The 21,028-nt window shown below is 61.7% G+C and carries 21 protein-coding genes; 13 read left to right on the top strand and 8 right to left on the bottom strand.

The genetic code is table 11. The features are described 5' to 3' along the window. Positions 1–24: 24 nt before the first annotated feature. The 8 genes from cobU to RG836_RS12770 all read left to right on the top strand — a co-directional run bounded on the left by cobU (position 25) and on the right by RG836_RS12770 (position 5,436). Positions 25–546, top strand: coding sequence for a bifunctional adenosylcobinamide kinase/adenosylcobinamide-phosphate guanylyltransferase (cobU, locus tag RG836_RS12805; protein ID WP_310845877.1), 522 nt, complete (start codon positions 25–27; stop codon positions 544–546). Then, on the top strand, positions 543–1,598 hold the full coding sequence (cobT, locus tag RG836_RS12800; protein ID WP_310845875.1) for a nicotinate-nucleotide--dimethylbenzimidazole phosphoribosyltransferase: 1,056 nt from the start codon (positions 543–545) through the stop codon (positions 1,596–1,598). The genes cobU and cobT overlap by 4 nt, the downstream gene beginning before the upstream one ends. After that, complete coding sequence (gene cobC, locus RG836_RS12795) at positions 1,595–2,173, top strand: alpha-ribazole phosphatase family protein (protein WP_310845873.1); 579 nt, start codon at positions 1,595–1,597, stop codon at positions 2,171–2,173. The genes cobT and cobC overlap by 4 nt, the downstream gene beginning before the upstream one ends. Then, a complete protein-coding gene (locus RG836_RS12790) occupies positions 2,173–2,904 on the top strand; it encodes an adenosylcobinamide-GDP ribazoletransferase (RefSeq protein ID WP_310845872.1) in 732 nt (243 codons plus the stop codon). Before cobC ends, RG836_RS12790 begins: the two co-directional genes overlap by 1 nt. 123 nt (positions 2,905–3,027) lie before the next feature. Next, the gene (locus tag RG836_RS12785; RefSeq protein ID WP_310845870.1) at positions 3,028–3,432 is read left to right on the top strand and encodes a MarR family winged helix-turn-helix transcriptional regulator; all 405 of its coding nucleotides are present in this window, start codon (positions 3,028–3,030) and stop codon (positions 3,430–3,432) included. 54 nt (positions 3,433–3,486) lie between these two features. Then, a complete protein-coding gene (locus RG836_RS12780; protein WP_409078083.1) occupies positions 3,487–4,695 on the top strand; it encodes an MFS transporter in 1,209 nt (402 codons plus the stop codon). Next, positions 4,692–4,814 carry a hypothetical protein gene (locus tag RG836_RS12775; RefSeq protein WP_310845866.1) on the top strand — a complete coding sequence of 41 codons (123 nt, stop codon included), beginning with the start codon at positions 4,692–4,694 and terminating at the stop codon, positions 4,812–4,814. Before RG836_RS12780 ends, RG836_RS12775 begins: the two co-directional genes overlap by 4 nt. A 70-nt stretch (positions 4,815–4,884) precedes the next feature. Continuing rightward, on the top strand, positions 4,885–5,436 hold the full coding sequence (locus tag RG836_RS12770) for a glutathione peroxidase (protein WP_409078082.1): 552 nt from the start codon (positions 4,885–4,887) through the stop codon (positions 5,434–5,436). An 89-nt stretch (positions 5,437–5,525) separates the two neighbouring features. Here the strand turns inward: RG836_RS12770 and RG836_RS12765 are convergent, their stop codons facing one another. From RG836_RS12765 to RG836_RS12755, 3 genes are all read right to left on the bottom strand, one after another. Beyond that, positions 5,526–6,797, bottom strand: a complete 1,272-nt coding sequence (locus RG836_RS12765; RefSeq protein WP_310845865.1) for an OmpP1/FadL family transporter — start codon at positions 6,795–6,797, stop codon at positions 5,526–5,528. Positions 6,798–6,943: 146 nt separating this feature from the next. Next, a complete protein-coding gene (locus tag RG836_RS12760; RefSeq protein ID WP_310845863.1) occupies positions 6,944–7,426 on the bottom strand; it encodes a hypothetical protein in 483 nt (160 codons plus the stop codon). Positions 7,427–7,703: 277 nt separating this feature from the next. Next, on the bottom strand, positions 7,704–7,928 hold the full coding sequence (locus RG836_RS12755; protein WP_003204606.1) for a hypothetical protein: 225 nt from the start codon (positions 7,926–7,928) through the stop codon (positions 7,704–7,706). A gap of 203 nt (positions 7,929–8,131) precedes the next feature. Here RG836_RS12755 and RG836_RS12750 point away from each other — a divergent pair, with 203 nt between their 5' ends. The 3 genes from RG836_RS12750 to RG836_RS12740 all read left to right on the top strand — a co-directional run bounded on the left by RG836_RS12750 (position 8,132) and on the right by RG836_RS12740 (position 10,754). Further along, positions 8,132–8,287, top strand: coding sequence for a hypothetical protein (locus tag RG836_RS12750; protein WP_310845857.1), 156 nt, complete (start codon positions 8,132–8,134; stop codon positions 8,285–8,287). A gap of 588 nt (positions 8,288–8,875) precedes the next feature. Beyond that, a complete protein-coding gene (locus RG836_RS12745; protein WP_310845855.1) occupies positions 8,876–9,214 on the top strand; it encodes an SEL1-like repeat protein in 339 nt (112 codons plus the stop codon). A gap of 175 nt (positions 9,215–9,389) precedes the next feature. Beyond that, positions 9,390–10,754 carry a DNA recombination protein RmuC gene (locus RG836_RS12740; RefSeq protein ID WP_310845934.1) on the top strand — a complete coding sequence of 455 codons (1,365 nt, stop codon included), beginning with the start codon at positions 9,390–9,392 and terminating at the stop codon, positions 10,752–10,754. 103 nt (positions 10,755–10,857) lie between these two features. On the opposite strand, the gene RG836_RS12735 is transcribed toward RG836_RS12740, so the two are convergent. Continuing rightward, positions 10,858–14,328 (bottom strand): hybrid sensor histidine kinase/response regulator, encoded by a 3,471-nt coding sequence (locus RG836_RS12735; protein WP_310845853.1) that lies wholly within the window; start codon positions 14,326–14,328, stop codon positions 10,858–10,860. Between the two features lie 194 nt (positions 14,329–14,522). Continuing rightward, positions 14,523–15,062 (bottom strand): TetR/AcrR family transcriptional regulator, encoded by a 540-nt coding sequence (locus tag RG836_RS12730; RefSeq protein ID WP_310845851.1) that lies wholly within the window; start codon positions 15,060–15,062, stop codon positions 14,523–14,525. A 90-nt stretch (positions 15,063–15,152) separates the two neighbouring features. On the opposite strand from RG836_RS12730, the gene RG836_RS12725 reads away from it, so the two are divergent. Further along, positions 15,153–16,346: an MFS transporter gene (locus RG836_RS12725; protein ID WP_310845850.1), complete on the top strand. Its 1,194-nt coding sequence runs from the start codon at positions 15,153–15,155 to the stop codon at positions 16,344–16,346. 186 nt (positions 16,347–16,532) lie between these two features. Continuing rightward, positions 16,533–18,401 carry an MFS transporter gene (locus tag RG836_RS12720; RefSeq protein ID WP_310845848.1) on the top strand — a complete coding sequence of 623 codons (1,869 nt, stop codon included), beginning with the start codon at positions 16,533–16,535 and terminating at the stop codon, positions 18,399–18,401. A gap of 122 nt (positions 18,402–18,523) precedes the next feature. On the opposite strand, the gene sugE is transcribed toward RG836_RS12720, so the two are convergent. The 3 genes from sugE to rdgC all read right to left on the bottom strand — a co-directional run bounded on the left by sugE (position 18,524) and on the right by rdgC (position 20,999). Beyond that, a complete protein-coding gene (sugE, locus tag RG836_RS12715) occupies positions 18,524–18,838 on the bottom strand; it encodes a quaternary ammonium compound efflux SMR transporter SugE (RefSeq protein WP_310845847.1) in 315 nt (104 codons plus the stop codon). Between the two features lie 119 nt (positions 18,839–18,957). Continuing rightward, positions 18,958–19,923, bottom strand: a complete 966-nt coding sequence (locus RG836_RS12710; RefSeq protein WP_310845846.1) for a bile acid:sodium symporter family protein — start codon at positions 19,921–19,923, stop codon at positions 18,958–18,960. A 155-nt stretch (positions 19,924–20,078) separates the two neighbouring features. Next, positions 20,079–20,999 (bottom strand): recombination-associated protein RdgC, encoded by a 921-nt coding sequence (gene rdgC, locus RG836_RS12705; RefSeq protein WP_110662726.1) that lies wholly within the window; start codon positions 20,997–20,999, stop codon positions 20,079–20,081. Between the last annotated feature and the right edge of the window lie 29 nt (positions 21,000–21,028).

Raw genomic sequence — 21,028 nt, 5'->3', positions numbered from 1 at the left:
CCGCTTATTTATCCAGGATGAATCATGTTGCAACTGATCCTCGGTGGCGCCCGCTCCGGCAAGAGTCGGCTGGCGGAACAGCTCGCCAGCGACACACAACTCGCCGTGACCTACATCGCCACCAGCCAACCGCTGGATGGCGAGATGAACGAGCGCGTGGCTCACCACCGCGCTCGGCGTCCGGCGCATTGGGCGCTGATCGAAGAACCGCTGGCACTGGCGCAGGTACTGCGCGAGCACGCCAGCGCCGAACGCTGCCTGCTGGTCGATTGCCTGACGCTGTGGCTGACCAACCTGCTGATGCTCGAAGATGCCGCGCGACTGAGCGCCGAGCGGGATGCCTTGCTCGAATGCCTGGCGTCGCTACCGGGTGAAATCATTTTTGTCAGTAACGAGACCGGCATGGGTGTCGTGCCGCTGGGCGAATTGACTCGCCGTTATGTCGATGAAGCCGGTTGGCTGCATCAAGCTTTGGCCGAGCGCTGTCAGCGTGTTGTCCTGACCGTCGCCGGCCTGCCCCTGATTTTGAAAGGACCTGCGTTATGAGCCAAGCCTGGTGGTTGAACCCTTGCAAACCTATCGACCACGCCACGCGGGAGCAGGCGGCCGAGCGTCAGCAGCAGTTGACCAAACCCGCCGGTTCCCTCGGCCAGCTCGAAGCGCTGGCGGTGCAGTTGGCCGGTTTGCAAGGGCGGGTCAAGCCGAGCGTCGAGTCAGTGTGGATCGCGATTTTTGCCGGCGACCACGGTGTGGTGGCGGAAGGTGTCTCGGCGTTTCCGCAAGCGGTCACCGGGCAGATGCTGGCCAATTTTGTCGGCGGTGGCGCGGCGATCAGCGTGCTGGCGCGGCAGTTGCTCGCGACCCTGGAAGTGATCGACCTCGGGACCATCGATCCGGCGCTAAACCTGCCGGGCGTGCGCCACTTGCACATCGGCCCGGGCACGGCGAATTTCGTCCTCGGTGCGGCGATGACGACGGAGCAGGGCGAGCAAGCCTTGCAGGCCGGTCGCGACAGCGTGTTGCGCGCGGTGGCGCACGGTGCGCAGTTGTTTATCGGCGGCGAGATGGGGATCGGCAACACCACCGCCGCCAGCGCCCTGGCCTGCGCCTTGCTCGACTGCCCGGTGACACACCTCGCGGGGCCCGGCACCGGGCTCGATGTGGCGGGTGTCAGCCATAAAGTCCAAGTGATCGAACGCGCGGTGGCCCTGCATGCGAGCCAACGCGACGATGCCTTGCAGACGCTGTTCAACCTCGGCGGATTTGAAATCGCCGCGTTGGTCGGCGCCTACCTGGCCTGTGCCCAGGAAGGCGTCGCCGTGCTGGTGGACGGCTTTATCTGCAGCGTCGCCGCGCTGCTGGCGGTGCGCCTCAATCCGGGCTGCCGCGAGTGGCTGCTGTTCGGCCATCGTGGTGCCGAGCCGGGCCATCGCCACGTGCTCGACGCCTTGGGCGCCGAGCCTTTGCTCGACCTGGGCCTGCGCCTCGGTGAAGGCAGCGGCGCAGCGCTGGCCGTGCCGCTGTTGCGCCTGGCGTGCGACCTGCACGGGCAGATGGCGACCTTCGCCGAAGCCGCCGTCGCGGATCGCCCGGCATGACCTTGCACCTCGACCTGCTGCGCCACGGCGAAACCGAGCTCGGCGGCGGCCTGCGTGGCAGCCTCGACGATGCCTTGACCGCCAACGGTTGGGCGCAGATGCGCGCAGCGGTGATTGCGCAAGGGCCGTGGACGCGGGTGATCAGCTCGCCGTTGCAGCGTTGTGCGCGTTTCGCCGAAGAACTGGGTGCGCAACTGGGCCTCTCGGTGCATCTGGAGAAAGACTTGCAGGAGCTGCATTTCGGCGCTTGGGAAGGGCGGAGCGCCGCCGCGTTGATGGAGACGGACGCCGAGGCGTTAGGCGTTTTTTGGGCGGATCCTTATTCGTTCACCCCGCCACAGGGTGAGCCGGTGTTGGCGTTCTCGACGCGAGTGCTGGAAGCGGTCGAGCGGTTGCACGCGCGTTATGCCGGTGAGCGGGTTTTGCTCGTCACCCACGGCGGCGTCATGCGTTTGCTGCTGGCCCGGGCGCGGGGGTTGCCCCGCGAGCAACTGCTCAACGTCGAAGTCGGCCATGGCGCGCTGTTTGCGTTGCAGGTCGAGGCGGCTGGCGTACTGCGCGAAGGGCTGCGTTGATGCTGCCGTTCTGGATCGCCTTGCAGTTTCTCAGCAGCTTGCCGATTCGCCTGCCGGGCATGCCCGAGCCGCAGCAAATGGGCCGTTCGCTGTTGTTTTATCCGCTGGTGGGTCTGTTGTTCGGCGCTTTGCTCTGGTTGCTGAACGGTTTGCTGCTGGGCACACCGTCGCTGCTGCACGCGGCGCTATTGCTCAGTGCCTGGGTGCTGCTCAGCGGCGGGCTGCACCTGGATGGCCTGGCCGACAGCGCCGATGCCTGGCTCGGCGGTTTTGGCGATCGTGAACGTACCCTGCTGATTATGAAAGACCCACGCAGCGGGCCGATCGCCGTGGTGACATTGGTGCTGGTGTTGTTGCTGAAATTTGCCGCATTGCTGGCGCTGATCGAGCAGGGACAGGGCGTGATGCTGCTGATCGTGCCAATGATCGGACGGGCGGCGCTGTTGGGCCTTTTCCTCACCACGCCTTACGTGCGGGCCGGCGGGTTGGGCCAGGCGCTGGCCGATCATCTGCCGCGTTCGACGGGGCGTCTGGTGTTGCTGGCGAGTGCGATGGCATGCCTGTTGATTGGCGGGTTCAGCGGGATGTGGGCGTTGCTGATGGCGGCGGTAATGTTCGCCTGGTTGCGTCAGGTGATGCTGCGACGGCTCGGTGGCGCGACCGGCGATACCGCAGGGGCCATGCTGGAATTGATGGAGATGGCGGTGCTGGTGGGGTTGGTGTTGGTCTGAGGTTTTTGGTAATCCACCGAACCTGTGGGAGCGGGCTTTCCCGCGATGGCGGCCTGACAGACACTGCACCTCTCAAGGCACTTGTAACTTGCTTTAACAAGATCACGGGTATATACACGCACCATGCTCGATTCCCAATGTTTATGCATCAACCTGCGACGTGCCGCCCGTGGCGTCAGCAGGCATTACGACGGCGCTCTTGATGGCTTCGGGATCAACGTTGCCCAGTATTCTCTGCTGTGCAACTTGCAGAAGCTGGATCAGCCGAGCATTTCCGTATTGGCCGAGGCCATGGGCCTGGACCGCAGCACGCTGGGCCGCAACTTGCGCGTGCTGGAGGGCGAAGGTCTGGTGCACCTGGCCGAGGGCGAAGACATGCGCAATCGTATCGTCCGACTCACGGAGGCCGGCCAACAACGGTTAGTCGCGGCCCTGCCGGCGTGGGAAGCGGCGCAACAGCGTTTGGTCGATCGTCTGGGCGCCGAGAAACGCGCCACCTTGCTGGCTTTGCTGGATGAACTCGCCTGACGCGGGTTTGTTCGATCACACGCGGGTATATACCCGCGACCGGAGAATAAGAAGATGTCCTCGATGTGGCGTTCGTGTGGTTGGGTGTTGCTGGGAGGAGCGCTGATCCTGGCCTTGTCCTTGGGTGTGCGACATGGTTTCGGGTTGTTCCTGGCGCCGATGAGTCAGGAATTCGGCTGGGGCCGGGAAACCTTCGCCTTCGCCATTGCCTTGCAGAACCTGATCTGGGGTCTGGCGCAACCCTTTACCGGCGCCCTGGCTGACCGCTTCGGCGCCGCTAAAACCGTGCTGGTCGGCGGCGTGTTGTACGCCGTGGGCTTGGTGTTGATGGGCATGTCCGATTCGGCCTGGTCGCTGTCGTTGAGTGCCGGTTTGCTGATCGGCCTCGGGTTGTCTGGCACGTCGTTCTCAGTGATTCTCGGCGTGGTCGGGCGGGCGGTGCCGCCGGAAAAACGCAGCATGGGCATGGGCATCGCCAGCGCCGCCGGTTCTTTCGGCCAGTTCGCCATGGTCCCTGGCACGCTCGGTCTGATCGGTTGGCTCGGCTGGTCTGCGGCGTTGCTCGCCCTGGGCTTGATGGTGGCGCTGATCGTGCCGCTGGTGAGCATGCTCAAGGATAAACCGCTGCCCGTGCTGGGCAATGACCAATCGTTGTCCGAAGCCTTGCGCGAAGCCTGTTCGCATTCCGGTTTCTGGCTGCTGGCGTTCGGGTTTTTCGTCTGCGGCTTCCAGGTGGTGTTTATCGGCGTGCATTTGCCGGCATACCTGATCGATCAGCACTTGCCGGCCACGGTCGGCACCACCGTGCTGGCGCTGATCGGTCTGTTCAACGTGTTTGGCACCTACACCGCCGGCTGGCTCGGCGGGCGGATGTCCAAGCCGCGGTTGCTGACTGGCCTCTACTTACTGCGCGCGTTAGTGATCGCGCTGTTCCTGTGGGCGCCGGTCACCACAACCACGGCCTACCTGTTCGGCATGGCGATGGGCTTCCTCTGGCTGTCGACGGTGCCCTTGACCAACGGCACCGTGGCGACCTTGTTCGGTGTACGAAACTTGTCCATGCTCGGTGGGATTGTGTTCCTGTTCCATCAGCTCGGCTCTTTCCTCGGCGGCTGGTTGGGCGGGGTGGTGTACGACCGCACCGGGAGCTATGACTTGATCTGGCAAGTGTCGATTCTCTTGAGCCTGCTCGCCGCCGCGCTGAATTGGCCGGTACGCGAACGGCCGGTCGCGCGTCTGCAAACCCAGGTGAGCGCGGTATGAACAGTCTTTGGCCACGGATTCTGATTACCGCTGGCGGCGCTTTGTTACTGGCGATGGTCTGGTGGGGCTGGCAGCGCGGTGGGCTGGCGCTGATGCAACTGGGCATGAGCGCCTGCTAAGCGCCGCTTGCTAGGCGGCGGTGAGGGCGAGTAACGTCGGTGTCTGACGACTTTTCAAGGATCCACTGACATGCACATGCGCTGGCTCGCCGTCCCCGCGTTGCTGATGGCGTTTACCGGGTTGGCTCAAGCCAACGATTGCCCGGAAGTGTTGCAAGGTTCACTGCCGAAACTGCGCGCCAAGGAATCCATCGACCTGTGCCAACGGTTTGCCGGTAAGCCGCTGGTGGTCGTCAATACCGCCAGTTTCTGTGGCTTCGCGCCGCAGTTCAAAGGACTCGAAGCCTTGTATCAGCAATACAAGGGGCAGGGCCTGGAAGTGCTCGGCGTGCCGTCCAATGACTTCAAGCAAGAGGCCAAGGACGGTGAGGAAACCGCCAAGGTGTGTTATGTGAATTACGGGGTCACCTTCAACATGACCGAACCGCAGACCGTGCGCGGCGACAATGCGACGCATCTGTTTAAAGTGCTGGCCAAGCAGTCCAGTGCGCCGAAGTGGAATTTCTACAAGTACGTGGTGGACCGCCAGGGCAAGGTCATTGCCAACTTCTCCAGCCTGACCAAACCCGACAACCCGGAGTTCCTTGAGGCTGTACAGAAGGCCATCGCTTCCAAGCCTTGAATCGCCGGCATGAAAAAGCCCCGCGTCTGCTGCCAGAACGCGGGGCTTTTTCATTCAGCGGGCGAGGGGTTCAGGCTCGCGGTGAATCATCAGAAGCGGTAGGTCGCACCGACACCGAAGCCGTTCGCCGAGTTTTCATACTTGGCGCTGTAGGACTGGCCACGGGCGTTGGTGAGATTGATCTTCGCCGAATCTTCACGCAGATACGAGTAGGCCACGTCGATGGTCAGGTCGTCGGTCGGGCTCCAGCCAGCACCCAGGCTGAAGATCTTGCGATCGCCGGTCGGGATGCGCGGGGAGCGGTCGGTGTTGTTGGTCGGCGCCTGGTCGACAGTGAAACCGGTGCGCAGAACCCACTGCTTGTTCAACTGGTACGACGCGCCGATGGCGTGTGCCCAGGTGTCGTGCCAATCCTGTTCTTCGGTGATGTTGCCGAACTGACCGTTGAGCACCGCAGGCACGCCTTTGTTCTCGACGGTGATTTCTTTCAGGCGGCTCCAGCGCGTCCAGGTGCTGCCGGCGTACAGAGTCCACTGGTCATCGAGCTGATGAGTGACCGAGAAGTCCACGGATTCAGGCGTGGTCAGGTCCAGCGAAGCATCGTACTTCTGGCGGGTCGCTTGGCCAGCGAGGGCTAATACGCCGTAGTTGACCTTGGTGTCACCGTCGAGCTTGTACTTCACTTTCGAGTGGTAGGTCAGGCCGACGCGGGTGCTATCGGTGGCTTGCACCAGCACGCCGACGTTGTAGCCCAGCGCGGTGTCGTCGCCCTTGATCTTGACCTTGCCATCCGGCGCGGCCTGGGTGATCGAGAGGTCCGACTCCAGGGCACCGGCGATGCGGTTGATGGTCGGGCCGAAACCGATCGAGACCTTGTCGTTGAAGGCGTAGCTGATGGTCGGTTGCAGGGTCACGACTTTAACGTCGCTCTTGCTGCCAAAGTAACGGCCGGCAAAGCCGCCTTCGTAATCGGTGACCAGGCCGAAGGGCGCGTACACGCCTACACCGACGGCCCATTGATCATCGATCGGCTTGACGTAGTAACCCATCGGCACGGCAATGAACGGCACCATGTCACCTTTGTTGGTGCCACCGTTCGGGCTGGAACTGGTTTTGCTGATGTCGGTATGGGCATCGAGCAGGGCCACACCGCCAGTGACTTGTTCGCGCTTGATGCGCGCCATGCCGGCAGGGTTACCGTAAATAGTGCTTGCGTCGTCGGCAGAAGAAGATCGCCCGGCAAAACCAGTCCCCATCCCGCTGATGCTTTGTTCGTTGATGGCAAAGCCAGCTGCGAAGATCTGGGTGGATGCCATGGCAACGGCGAAGCTAAGGGTGGTTTTGAGCATTACTTTTTTCATTATTAGAACTCCTGGTGATCACCGGGGCGAAAATTACCAACATTTTCGCTTCAGCGCTATAGGCTGTATGGCTTGAGTTAGAGCGGTTTTGTAGGACAATCCGACCGAAATCGCCGCGTGTTGGGCGATGTTGGGGCAGCGGCGGATCAGCAAGCGACCTGATTCATGGGTGAAACACAGGTTTGCCAGGCATAAGTGAAATCGCGCAGGCGTCCCTGGGGCTGGAAGGTTTGTCGCCAGATACGCGCCAGACCCAACAGGTCATCGGCTTCCGGCAGAGGGGGGTTCTGTTCTTCCACCAGCAACCAGGCAATGGCAGTGGCGTAACGCAGGTTAACGGTCAGTTCGAGGTGCGGTCCGCTGAGAAAAGCATGCTGGCTGGCCAGCCCTCGAACCAGGCTGGCACGCTCGGGGTCGAGGGCCAGGTAATGATCCCAAAGAGCCTGATGCCGCGGCTCGGCAATGCGGTACAGGCCATGGCCCCGGCGATCATGCAGGGCCGAACCGAGGGCCGACTGGCTGGCGGCGATGCCTAATAACAAGGATTCAGCCGTTGCGCTGTGGCGCCCGAGATAGATGAGCGTCGGACGGATCACATAGCGGCACAGTTCGCTGGCAGCGATACCCATAAAGCCCTCGAAATGTAATTTGGGCGACGAGGCCTGAAGTGGTGCTTGGCAGCAGTGAATCGGCTCAGGCTCGTCGCAAGCGGATCAAGCCGCTTGAGTTGAAGTGTAGTGTCATATTCACGCTGTAAAGGGCTGTTTTTAAGATATTTTCAGCAGTGGGTTATAACGGTTATATCGCTTGGTACTTAGCCGAAATCCGGTGAGGGTGAAATATCAGGCAATAAAAAGCCCCGCTGTTTAAAGCGAGGCCTTTGTGCGTTCAGCGTCTACCGGTGTTTTAAGCCACCAAGGCCTGACGGGTACGTTCGATCACGGCCTGCAGCGGTTCAGCGCTGGAGTATTGATCGGGATACAGGCGTTCGCTGTGACGGGCGATGCCGTGTTCGTTGACCAGGGTAAAGCTGAAGCAGCCTTTGCGAGCGGCCATGATCAGGCAGTTCATCGGTGCAAAAGCGTTGGTGAGGGTGCGGATAGCATCCTGTGCGTGGATTTGAGTCGACATGTTTGGTGTTCCTACAAATGACACGGTTAAGAACCGTGCAACGTTAAAACGTTCCAGTAACGTCGACCACCATTGGTCGAACGAAGAACCCGACTGGAACAAAGCAGCCAGATTGAAGCGCTGATAAATAGGCGCGCTTGGGCTGGCAGGTAGGTACTTAGGAGGGCAGGCAACACATCAAGGGCAAAGGTTCTGGGCCCGGGGTGAAGATCCTGATCAATTTGCAGGCTGGTTCGGTCAGAGTAAAGCCGCCTGGTGGCGCTGTTTACCTGGAAACCATCGAGGTGGTCGATCCCGCTTTGTCGGTGCCGCTTCTTGTAGGAAGGTTCGCCGTGGGGGATTTGTTCGACCAGAATTGACTTTCAGCTTGGTACTAACGCCGCGGATACTAACGGATTGAAGTGAGGAAAGGAAGTGTGTTAGCCGATAAGTTTCCAAACGGCCGCTGCCTGTCTCAATTCGCAGGCGCAATGTCACGCCTCTCGCCCTGCAATGGCCCATCCAGCGACCATTCGTCGTCGGTCGCAATAAGTTCACACCCCGCCAATCACGCCATTGTCACGGCTTATCCCCAGGTTTTAGCGGCAAAACGCGCCGAAACGGGGCGCTGATATAACCGCTTGATGGGTACTTGTGCACATTAGTCGCGCAGGCTGTTACGCCGGTGTCACGGCTAGCCACAGCCCGGTGGGTGCCTGTGATGGAAATTTAAGTCAATGAAAAACATCGGTTTTTTTTACTGGTGAAAAAATCGTCAGTTTGAGCGCGAGCCCCATTCCACACGGCTTACAGCGAGTTCAGGGTCGGTTGTCCACTGAGTTATCCACAGCTTCTGTGGATTGTCCCAAGCGCTTGCTCTAGCACGGGCGTGCCCGGTTTTTTTCGACTTTACCTGTAAGAAAAAAGGAGTAGAGTTGCGCGCCTTCCGTTCTATCCCACAGTGTTTTATGAAGTTTCGCACAGTAGCAACACCTGTTACCCCGGCAGCTGCCCCTGTTACCCCAACCAAGGTGAAGCCGACCAAACGGATTTCGATCCGCGTGGCGCAGTGGTTGCTCGACAGTCCGCGCTTGGGCGATAACCACCAGGTCAAGCATTTGGCCGGCCGCTTGCTCAAGCAATCCGCCCGCGATGGCGTGGTCGAGGCGCAGAGCCGACTTGGCCAACTGATGTGCCGCGAGTGCGGCAACGCCCGGGATCGTCGCATTGGTCAGGACCTGCTGCGCCAGGCCGCCCGTGCCGGCGACCGGCGTGCCTTGCAGGAACTCGGTCAGCTCGAAGACTGAGCTGTCCAAGCCTCGGCGGCTTGGTTAACCTTCAGGCTTTATCTCATCGGCAGGAGTCGCTATGGCTATGGACTTGACCAGCATCTTGCTCGGTCTGGCGGGGGCCGCGTTGCCGTTGTTGGCGCTGGCCTGGCAACTGCAGCGCCGGGCCAGCAACAGTCAGGCGACCTTGGCCTTGCTCGAGGAACGCCTGGCCATGGCACACCTGGCCCAGGACGGTCTGACAGCACAACTTGACGCCTGTCGTGATGAAATCGGTGACCTGAGCCAGGCCAACGCGGCCAGGCAAGCGGACCTGGCGGCCGTGCGCCGTGAAGTCGAGCTGTTGCAGATCGAGCGCGACGACGCCCGCGACGCCGCCCATGCCTGGAACATTGAGCGTGCTGGCAAAGAGGCCGAACTGCGGCGGCTTGATGCCCAAGCCGCGTCCCTCCATGCCGAGCTGCGCGAGCAACAGGACAGCCATCAACAACGCCTGAGCGACCTGCAAGGCTCGCGAGATGAGTTGCGGGCGCAGTTCGCCGAGCTTGCAGGAAAAATCTTCGATGAGCGTGAGCAACGTTTCGCCGAGACTAGCCAGAAAAGTCTCGGGCAACTGCTCGATCCGTTGAAAGAGCGGATTCAGTCCTTTGAAAAACGCGTTGAGGAAAGCTACCAGGCCGAAGCGCGCGAACGCTTTTCCCTGGCCAAGGAACTGGAGCGCTTGCAGCAGTTGAACCTGCGCTTGAGTGACGAGGCGACCAACCTGACCCGCGCGCTCAAGGGCCAGAAAACCCAGGGCAATTGGGGTGAGTTGATCCTCGAGCGAGTGCTCGAACATGCCGGACTGGAGAAGGGCCGCGAGTACCAGACCCAGGTTAACCTCAAGGGGCCGGACGGCGAGCGCTTCCAGCCGGATGTGATCATTTACCTGCCGGGGGACAAGCAGGTGGTGGTCGATTCCAAAGTCAGCCTGACCGCCTATCAGCAATACGTGGCAGCCGACGACAACGACATTGGCCAGTTGGCACTCAAGCAGCATGTAGTGTCGCTGCGCAACCACGTCAAAGGCCTGGCCGGCAAGGATTACAAACGCCTCGACGGTCTGCACAGCCTGGATTTCGTGTTGCTCTTTGTGCCGATCGAGGCAGCATTTTCCGCAGCATTGCAGGCTGAGCCGACGCTGTTCCAGGAGGCCTTCGACCGCAACATCGTGATCGTCAGCCCGACCACGTTACTGGCGACATTACGGGTGATCGACAGCCTGTGGAAGCAGGAGCGGCAAAGCCAGAACGCCCGTGAAATCGCCGAGCGCGCCGGGTGGCTGTACGACAAATTCGTGTTGTTTATCCAGGATCTGGATGAAGTCGGCAATCGCTTGCAGCAACTGGACAAAGCCTATAGCGCCGCCCGCAACAAACTGACGGAAGGGCGCGGCAACCTGGTCTGCCGCAGCGAACAACTCAAACTGCTCGGCGCCCGCGCCAGCAAAAGCTTGCCGGCGGATTTGCTGGAACGGGCGATGACCGATGTCGACGGGTTGGCGCAATTGCCGGAATAGTTGAAAAGCTTCGCGAGCAGGCTCGCTCCCACAAGATCAACTGCGGTTCCTGTGGGAGCGAGCCTGCTCGCGAAGGCGCCAGATGGCTAGCGACAAGGGTAAATTAAAGCGGCAAATGCCGACTCAACAACGCCCGCAACGCCGCCGGTTTCACCGGTTTGGCCAGATACTCCAGCCCCGCCGCATGCACCTTGGCCACGGTCTCGGGGCGACCGTCCGCACTGATTACTACCCCGGGCACCGGCTCACCCAGGCGGGCGCGCAGCCAGGCCATCAGGTCGGTGCCGGTTTCGCCGTGGTCGAGGTGGTAATCCACCAGCGCCAGTTGCGGGCGCACGCCGTTGTTCAGCAAAGCCACGCATTCCTCGCGGTTGCGCGCGGTCCACACTTGGCAGCCCCAACGGCTGAGCAAACTGTTCATGCCGATCAGGATGCTGTCCTCATTGTCGATGCACAGCACCTGCGCACCGCTGGGCAATTGGCCGTTGAGTTCGGCAACTTTGTCCACCACCAGCGCCGGGGTGTGCGCCAGCGGCACACTGACACTAAAGACGCTGCCCTGGCCTGGCCACGAGCGCACGCGCAGGCTGTGGCCAAGTACGCGACACAGGCCATCGGCGATCGCTAGCCCCAGGCCCAGGCCTTTTTCGGCGCGGGTCTGATGGCTGTCGAGGCGTTTGAACTCTTCGAAAATCACCTGCTGTTTATCTTCGGCGATCCCCGGCCCCCGGTCCCAGACTTCCAGGCACAGTTCGCCGTTGCGGCGCCGCACGCCCAACAGCACCGGGCCCTTGGCATAGCGGAAGGCGTTGGTCAGGAAGTTCTGCAAGATACGCCGCAGCAGTTTGATGTCGCTGTCGACCCGCAACCGACTGCCGCGCACCCGGAACTGCAAACCCTGCTCCTGCGCCAGGGCCTTGAATTCGGCGCCGAGGGTGTCGAACAGTTCGTTGAGCAGGAACGGCTTGCGGTCCGGATTGATCTTGCCGTTTTCCAGGCGCGAGATATCCAGCAAGTCGCTGATCAGGTCTTCCGCCGAGCGCAGCGAACTGTCGAGATGCTGCACCAGTTGCTGCGCTTCCGCCGACAAGCCATCGTCCTGATGGGAGAGGGCGGCGGAGAACAACCGCGCGGCGTTCAGTGGCTGCATCAAGTCGTGGCTGACGGCGGCGAGGAAGCGGGTTTTCGACTGGTTGGCCGACTCCGCGGTGCCCTTGGCTTCGGTCAGCGCGACGTTGAGTTGCGACAGCTCATGGGTCCGCGCCGTCACCCGTTGTTCCAGGCCTTCGTTGGCTTCCGTGAGCGCTTGCTCGGCTTCACGGAATGCGGTGATGTCGGTGAAACTCATGACGAACCCGCCGCCGGGCATCGGGTTGCCGATCAACTCGATCACCCGGCCGTTGGGGAACAGCCGTTCCGAGGTGTGGGCGCGGCCCTGACGCATCCAGTGCAAGCGCCGGGCGACGTGCACTTCCGCCTCGCCGGGCCCGCACAAACCACGCTCGGCGTTATGCCGGATGATGTCGGCAATCGGCCGGCCAACGCTGATCAGGCCGTCCGGGTAATTGAACAGCTCCAGATAGCGGCGGTTCCACGCCACCAGGCGCAGCGACTGGTCGACCACGCTGATGCCCTGGGTGATGTTCTCGATCGCCCCTTGCAGCAACGCGCGGTTGAACTGCAGCACTTCCGACGCTTCGTCGGCGATGCGCACCACGTCTTCCAGTTGCATGTCGCGACCTTCGATCGCGGCTTTCACCACCGCGCGGGTCGAGGAGGCGCCCAGCACACCGGCCAGTAATCGCTCAGTGTGGGCGATCCAGTCACTGTCGGCGTTCTGGTTAGGGTTGAAGCCCTTACCCTGACGATAGGCGAAGCGAATGAAGCTCTGCCGCGCCCGCTCTTCGCCGACGAAGCGCGCCGCCAGTTGCAGCAAATCCTCGATCTGCACCGCCAGCATCGACCGGGCGCTGGGCCGCGCGCTGATTTCCTGGCCGATGAAGCGCCCGGCCTGCCAGTGTTCGGACACGCGGGTGCGCGACAGCACCGAGACCCAGGCGAACAAGGTGAAGTTGCCCGCCAGGGACAGCACCACGCCTTGGGTCAGCGGGGTGATTGGCAGGTTCAACGGGTTGCTGTGCAGCCACGCCAGCCCCGGAAAGGTGTTCAGGGACCAGCCGAGGCTGTGCGCGGCAATCGGGATGATCAGGGTGTAAAACCACAGGAACGTGCCCGCCGCCAGACCGGCAAACACACCACGCCGGTTGGCCTGTTTCCAATACAGCGCGCCGAGCATCGCCGGGGCCAGTTGGGTCACGGCAGCGAAAGCGACCTGGCCGATGGTCGCCAGGCTCGCGGTGGAGCCGAGCAAGCGATAACTGACGTAGGCCAACAGCAGAATCACTACGATGCTGACCCGGCGCACCGAGAGCATCCAGTGGCGGAAGACTTCGAAGGGGCGCTCGGCGTTGGTGCGGCGCAACAGCCACGGTAACAGCATGTCGTTGGAGACCATGGTCGACAGCGCCACGCTGGCGACGATCACCATGCCGGTGGCCGCGGAGGCGCCGCCGATGAACGCCAGCAACGCCAGCGCCGGGTGCGCGTGGGCCAGTGGCACGCTGATCACGAAGGAATCGGGCAACACCGAACTCGGCAAGAGCATTTGCCCGGCCAGCGCAATCGGCACCACGAATAGCGCGGCCAGCGCCAGATAAGCCGGGAACACCCACTTGGCCAGGCGCAAATCCTGCGGGTCGATGTTCTCCACCACGGTGACGTGGAACTGCCGCGGCAGGCAAATGATCGCCATCATGGCGACACCGGTTTGCACGACCATCGATGGCCAGTTAATGGTTTCTTTCCAGTATTGCTCCAGGCGCGGCGCCAGCATGGCCTGGTTGAACAGGTCGTCGAAACCGTCGTAGAGCCCGTAGGTCACGAACGCGCCGACCGCGAGGAAGGCGAACAGCTTGACCAGCGACTCGAAGGCAATCGCCAGCACCATGCCCCGGTGGTGCTCGGTGACGTCGAGGTTGCGAGTGCCGAAGACGATGGTGAACAGCGCCAGGACCAGCGACACGATCAGCGCCGTGTCCTGGGCGCGCGTGCCCATGGCGTCGGCCCCGGCACCGATCAGCAAGTTGACCCCCAGCACGATGCCTTTGAGTTGCAAGGCAATATAAGGCAGGACACCAACCAGGCAGATCAGCGCCACTACCACGGCAAGGGTTTGCGATTTGCCATAGCGCGCGGCGATGAAGTCGGCAATGGAGGTAATGTTCTCCTGCTTGCTGATCATCACCATTTTCTGCAGCACCCATGGTGCGCAGACCAGCAGCAGGATCGGCCCCAGGTAAATCGGCAGGAATGACCACAATTGCTCGGCGGCCTGGCCCACGGCGCCGAAGAAGGTCCAACTGGTGCAGTAGACCGCCAGCGACAGGCTGTACACCCACGCCCGCACCCTTGGCGGCAGCGGCGTGCGGCGGCGATCGCCGTAGAACGCGATAGCGAACATCACGGCCATATAGGCCAGGGCAACGGCGGCGATCAGCCCGCTGGACAACGACATGGCAACTCCACACAAAAGACACCCGGGACTCCCGCCCGGCCCGACAGTCTCGCACGATGGCGGGGCTTAGTCAGTGTCGACCAAGGTCGTGGCGCGGCGAGGTGTCGCAGAGGGTGTTTGAGCTTCGTACTGACGCCCTCGCTCTCACAGGAAACGGCATTCCAGAGTGGGAGCGAGCCTGCTCGCGAAAGCGGTTATTCAGACAGCGCCAGATCGATCAAGCGATGTAACTCGGCCACTTCCAGCGGCGCCGGGGCAAACAGGATTCGGAACGCCATCGGCGCCACCACTAGGTTGAGCAACCGGTCGATGCTCGGCGTTGACTGGTCGGGGAAGCGATCGAGGATGATCTGCAACTGCGTGGCAATCAGCACGCTGCAGCGGCCCGGCGTCTGGCTGGCCTGCATGTCGCGCAGCATGTTGCGCCCCGGCTCCGAACTCATTTCATCCAGATACTGCTCGGCCCAGGCGCGCACGTCGTCGCGCAAGTTGCCGGTGGCCAGCGGTTCACTGTCGGGGCGCATGTGGGCGAGGGCGACATCGGCGAGTAGGGTCGACAGGTCGCCCCAGCGTCGATAAATGGTGGAGGGTGTGACCCCGGCGCGGCTGGCGATTTGCGGCACGGTCACGCTCGCGCGGTCCTGTTCGTCGAGGAGCGAGCGGACGGCGGCATGCACCGATTCCTGAACCCGGGCGCTGCGACCGCCGGGGCGTAAACCTTCTTTAATCGTCATGGGGCGGACCTTAACACAAAGAATTTGCTTTAAGCGCGCGTCAGTAGCACACTCGACAAAAGCAAAAACTTAGCTTTTGTGGAGAATACGATGTTCAGCTCTGTTTCACAGCGTTCAACGCTAGGATTTTTGGCGGTTACCTTACTCAGTTTTCTCGCCGCGTCCACGGCGCCAACGCCGTTGTATCACCTGTATCAGGAGCAGATGCAGTTCTCGGCCGCGACCCTGACCCTGGTCTTTGGCGTCTACGCCATGAGTTTGCTGGTGGCGTTGCTCACCGTCGGCTCGCTGTCGGATTACCTGGGCCGCAAACCGGTGATTTTCTGCGCCGTGTTGCTCAACATGCTGGCGATGCTGCTGTTTATCAATGCCAGCGATGTAACGTGGTTGCTCAGTGCGCGGGTCCTGCAAGGTTTCGCCACCGGCATGGCCACCGCCGCCCTGAGCGCGGCATTGCTGGACACCGACCGCCAACGCGGTCCGTTGGTCAACAGTGTCGCGCCGTTGCTGGGGATGTCCGTGGGCGCCATGGGGTGTGGCCTGTTGGCTGAATACGCGCCGCTGCCGTTGCAATTGACCTACTGGGTGCTGTTCGGGCTGTTCCTGTTGCAAGCCCTATACGTCTGGCGCCTGCCGGAAAGTGTCAGCCGGATTCCCGGGGTGTGGGCCTCGCTACGTCCTACCTTGCATGTGCCGCTGCAAGTCCGGCCGATGCTCTGGCGGGTGTTGCCGCTGTCGCTGGCGGCTTGGGCACTGGGCGGGTTCTACGCGTCGCTGGCGCCTTCGCTGGTGAAGGCCGCCACCGCTTCAACCTCCAATTTGACCGGCGGCGCCACTGTGGCTGCGTTGACCACCACCGGCGCCTTGATGATCTACAGCTTGCGCAATCGCCCGGCGGACAAGGTCTTGCTGTTCGGCGCCTGCGTCCTGCCCGTGGGCATTGCTCTCATTCTGGCAGCGGTGCACAGCGCCAGCCTGCCGCTGTTTTTCCTCGCCACGCTGGTGGCCGGGTGCGGCTTTGGTGCCGGGTTCCTCGGTTCCTTGCGCAGTATCGTGCCGCTGGCCTTGCCCCATGAGCGGGCGGGTCTGATGTCGGCGTTTCTCGCCCTGTGTTACCTGGCATTTTGCTTGCCGTCCTTGGCGGCCGGGACCTTGTCGCGCACCTACGGCCTGGTGGCGACCACTGACGGTTACGGCGCGGTGCTGATCATTCTGTCGGTCGGCGCGCTGCTGGCCCTGCTGCGCCAGCGCTCGATGCAGTTGAGCCGGGCTGCGACTGAATGATCTGCGAAATCGACATCAGTGCCCGGCGTGGCGAGCTGTTTGTTTCACCGTGCAATGGAGGAATCAGCAAATAAATCCGAAAGATTGGGTAAGGTGTGTGGCCTGGATCGTTACGCGACATTGCTGTTCGTCATCGCCTAAGATCGTTACCCAACATCGCTACCCACTTTCAGGGACACACGGAAGATGAGCCACGCCTCACAGTTCAGCTTGTTGCGCACCCGGCGCTTCCTGCCGTTTTTCATTACCCAGTCGCTCGGCGCGTTCAACGACAACATCTTCAAGCAGTCGTTGATCCTGGCCATTCTCTACAAGCTGACCATCGACGGAGATCGTTCGATCTGGGTCAACCTGTGCGCCTTGCTGTTCATCTTGCCGTTCTTCCTGTTCTCAGCGCTGGCCGGGCAGTTCGGCGAGAAGTTCGCCAAGGACGCGCTGATCCGCCTGATCAAACTCGGCGAAATCGCGATCATGGCGGTCGGTGCGGTCGGCTTTATGTTCGATCACCTGTCGCTGATGCTGGTGGCGCTGTTCGCCATGGGCACCCACTCGGCGCTGTTCGGCCCGGTGAAGTATTCGATCCTGCCGCAAGCCTTGCGTGAGGATGAGCTGGTGGGCGGCAACGGACTGGTGGAAATGGGCACCTTCCTGGCGATCCTGGCCGGGACCATCGGCGCCGGAATCATGATGTCCAGCGCTGACTATGCGCCGGTGGTGTCATTCGCGATCATCGGCATCGCGGTGCTGGGTTACCTGGCCAGCCGCAGCATCCCCAGGGCGGCGGCTGCTTCGCCGCAGATGCGCCTGAACTGGAACATTTTCAGCCAGTCCTGGGCCACCCTGAAACTGGGCCTGGGGCAAACCCCGGCGGTGTCGCGCTCGATTGTCGGCAACTCGTGGTTCTGGTTTGTCGGGGCGATTTACCTGACGCAGATCCCGGCCTACGCCAAGGAATGGATGCACGGCGACGAAACCGTAGTGACGCTGATCCTTACTGTATTTTCGGTGGGCATCGCCTTGGGCTCGATGCTCTGCGAGCGGCTCTCCGGGCGCAAAGTGGAGATTGGTCTGGTGCCGTTCGGCTCGTTCGGCCTGACCCTGTTTGGCCTGCTGCTGTGGTGGCATTCCGGCGGTATTCCCGATTCGGTCACCGGCCATGGCTGGGTTGAAATACTCGGCTTTGGCCAAGCCTGGCTGGTGCTGTTCGATATCCTCGGCCTGGGGATTTTCGGCGGTTTCTACATCGTGCCGCTGTATGCTCTGATCCAGTCGCGCACTGCCGAGAACGAGCGGGCGCGGGTGATTGCCGCCAACAACATCCTCAATGCGCTGTTCATGGTGGTTTCGGCGATTGTCTCGATCGTTTTGCTGAGCCTGGCCAAGCTGTCGATCCCGCAACTGTTCCTGGTGGTTTCGCTGCTGAACATCGGCGTCAACGCCTACATCTTCAAGATCGTCCCGGAATTCACCATGCGTTTCATGATCTGGCTGCTGGGCCATTCCATGTACCGCGTGGAGCACAAGAACCTCGAGCTGATTCCCGATGAGGGTGCGGCGCTGCTGGTGTGCAACCACGTGTCGTTCGTCGATGCCTTGCTGATTGGCGGCGCGGTGCGTCGGCCGATTCGCTTCGTGATGTACTACAAAATCTACAACCTGCCGGTGCTCAACTTTATCTTTCGCACCGCCGGGACGATTCCGATTGCCGGGCGCCAGGAAGATATCCAGATTTACGAAAGCGCCTTCACCCGGATCGCCCAATACCTGAAGGACGGCGAACTGGTGTGTATCTTCCCCGAAGGCAAATTGACCGCCGATGGTGAGATCAATGAGTTCAAGGGCGGGGTGACGCGGATTCTCGAAGAGACGCCGGTGCCGGTGATCCCGCTGGCGTTGCAGGGCTTGTGGGGGAGTTTTTTCAGCCGTGATCCGAACAAGGGCGTGTTCCGCCGGTTGTGGTCGCGGGTGACGGTGGTAGCCGGCACTGCGGTGGAGGGCGCCGAGCCTGAGAAACTGCGGGCGGTGGTGGGGGCTTTGCGCGGAACGGTTAGATAATGGGTGTCTGTTCGGGCCCTATCGCTGGCAAGCCAGCTCCCACAGGGATTGATGGTGTGCCTCCACTGGGTGGCAAAACATAGAACCTGTGGGAGCTGGCTTGCCAGCGATGAGGCCTAGGCCTAGGTGCTGATCTTCAGGCCAATCAACCCCGCGACAATCAACCCCACACTCACCAGCCGAAACAGCGCCATCGACTCGCCAAACAGCACGATCCCGGCAATCACCGTGCCCACGGCACCGACTCCGGTCCAGATCGCATAGGCGGTGCCCAGCGGCAATTCCTTCATGGCAAGACCGAGCAAGCCAAGGCTGATGGCCATGGCGGCAATGGTCAGTGCGGTGGGGAGCGGGCGGCTGAAACCGTCGGTGTATTTCAGGCCAACAGCCCAGCCGACTTCGAACAGGCCGGCGCAAAACAGGATGATCCAGGACATGAGAGACCTCCATCGAATGACGGGGTCGTCCCCAGATAAATGACTCGATTGAGTCGCAAGGCCGTCCTCGCGATGGGCAGTATCTTGCCCATCATCTACCCGGGGATCAAGTTGGCCGATCAGTCCGCTGCTTGCTGCGCCGCCACGTCGCGGTCTTCTTTCTCGCTCATGCGGCGGAAGTAGGTCGAGAGCAGCGCTCCGGAAATGTTGTGCCATACGCTGAACAACGCACTCGGCACCGCCGCCAGCGGCGAGAAGTGCGCACTGGCCAGCGCGGCGCCCAACCCGGAATTCTGCATGCCGACTTCCAGCGCCAGGGATTTGCGCTGGGCCAACGGCAGTTTGAACACGCGTCCGGTGAAGTAGCCCAGCAAGTAGCCGAAGCTGTTGTGCAGCATCACCACCGCCATGATCAACAGGCCCGACTCGGCAATCTTCGCCTGGCTGGCGGCGACCACGGCCGTAACAATGATCACAATGCTGACCACCGACACCAGCGGCAGCACGTCCACCGCGTGCCGCACCTTGTCGCCGAGCATGCGCTGGGCGAGCACGCCGAGCACGATCGGCAGCAGCACCACTTGCAGGATCGACCAGAACAGCTCCATGAACGACACCGGCAACCAGGCTGAAGCCAGCAGCCAGATCAGCGCCGGGGTCAGCAGCGGAGCGAGCAGAGTGGTGACAGCGGCAATGGCCACCGACAACGCCAGGTCGCCACGGGCCAGCCAGGTCATGACGTTGGACGACGTGCCGCTCGGGCAGCAGCCGACCAGGATCACACCGACAGCGATTTCCGGCGGCAGGTGAAACGCCTGGCACAGCAACCACGCCACGCCCGGCATGATGATGAAGTGCGCGACCACGCCCAGCGCCACGCGCCACGGATGGCGGGCGACTTCGGCGAAGTCTTCGAGTTTGAGGGTCAGGCCCATGCCAAACATCACCAGCCCCAGCAACGGCACAATGGCGCCCTTGAGACCGATGAACCAGTGCGGTTGCAGAAACGCGATCACCGCGAAAATCAGCACCCAGTAAGCGAAGGTGTTGCCGACAAAGCGGCTCAGTGCAGCCAGTGCGCGCATGGTCTGGTCCTTAATGTTGATTTGCAAGAACACCCCAAATCAAATGTGGGAGCGGGCTTGCTCGCGAAAACGGTCTGACAGTCGACATAGATGCTGAATGTAAAGACGCCTTCGCGAGCAAGCCCGCTCCCACAATGAAAAAATGGTGCGTCAGCTTAGATCCCCTGCGGCGTCTCTTCTCCGCCCAACGCTTCGACCAACGCCGGCAGGAAGTCGCCGAAGGTCAGCATCATCAGGGTGAAGCTGGCGTCCAGTTGGCCGAGGGCTTCTTCGCCGCCGTCCTGTTCGGCCTGGTCTTGCAGCAGGTCTTCGAACTTCAGGCGCTTGACCACCATTTTGTCGTCGAGCACGAAGGACAATTTGTCCTGCCAGGCCAGGGACAGCTGGGTGACCACTTTGCCGGTGCTCAGGTGCAGTTGGATTTCTTCGCTGGTCAGGTCCTGACGCTTGCAGCGCACAATGCCGCCGTCTTCGTGGGTGTCGCGCAGTTCGCACTCGTCCAGCACGAAGAAATCGTCGGCGGCTTTCTGCGTGGTGACCCACTCGGTCATGGTCGCGGTCGGCGACATTTTTACGGTCAGCGGACGCACCGGCAGGGTGCCGATCACTTCACGCAGGGTCGACAACAAGTCTTCAGCGCGTTTCGGGCTGGCGGAGTTGACCAGGATCAGGCCTTGTTTCGGCGCAATGGCGGCGAAGGTCGACGAGCGACGAATGAAAGCACGCGGCAGGAAGGCCTGGATGATTTCATCCTTGATCTGGTCGCGTTCCTTTTTATAGACCTTGCGCATCTGTTCGGCTTCGATCTCTTCGACCTTTTCCTTCACCGCGTCACGCACCACGCTGCCCGGCAGGATGCGTTCTTCCTTGCGCGCGGACACCAGCAGGAAATCGCCACTGACGTGCACCAGTGGGGCATCTTCGCCCTTGCCGAATGGCGCAACGAAACCGTAGGTGGTCAACTCCTGGCTTGCACATGGACGCGCCAGTTTGGTGGCCAGTGCAGTTTCCAACGCCTCGGCATCAACAGGCAGATCTTGGGTCAGGCGATAGATAAGCAGGTTTTTGAACCACATGGGACAGGTCTCTCCTTTATGCAAAGGGG

Source organism: Pseudomonas rhizozeae (genome assembly GCF_031583775.1).
Classification (GTDB): domain Bacteria; phylum Pseudomonadota; class Gammaproteobacteria; order Pseudomonadales; family Pseudomonadaceae; genus Aquipseudomonas.
Note: the sequence above shows the minus strand (reverse complement) of the source record. Positions and strands in the feature narration are given on the sequence as shown.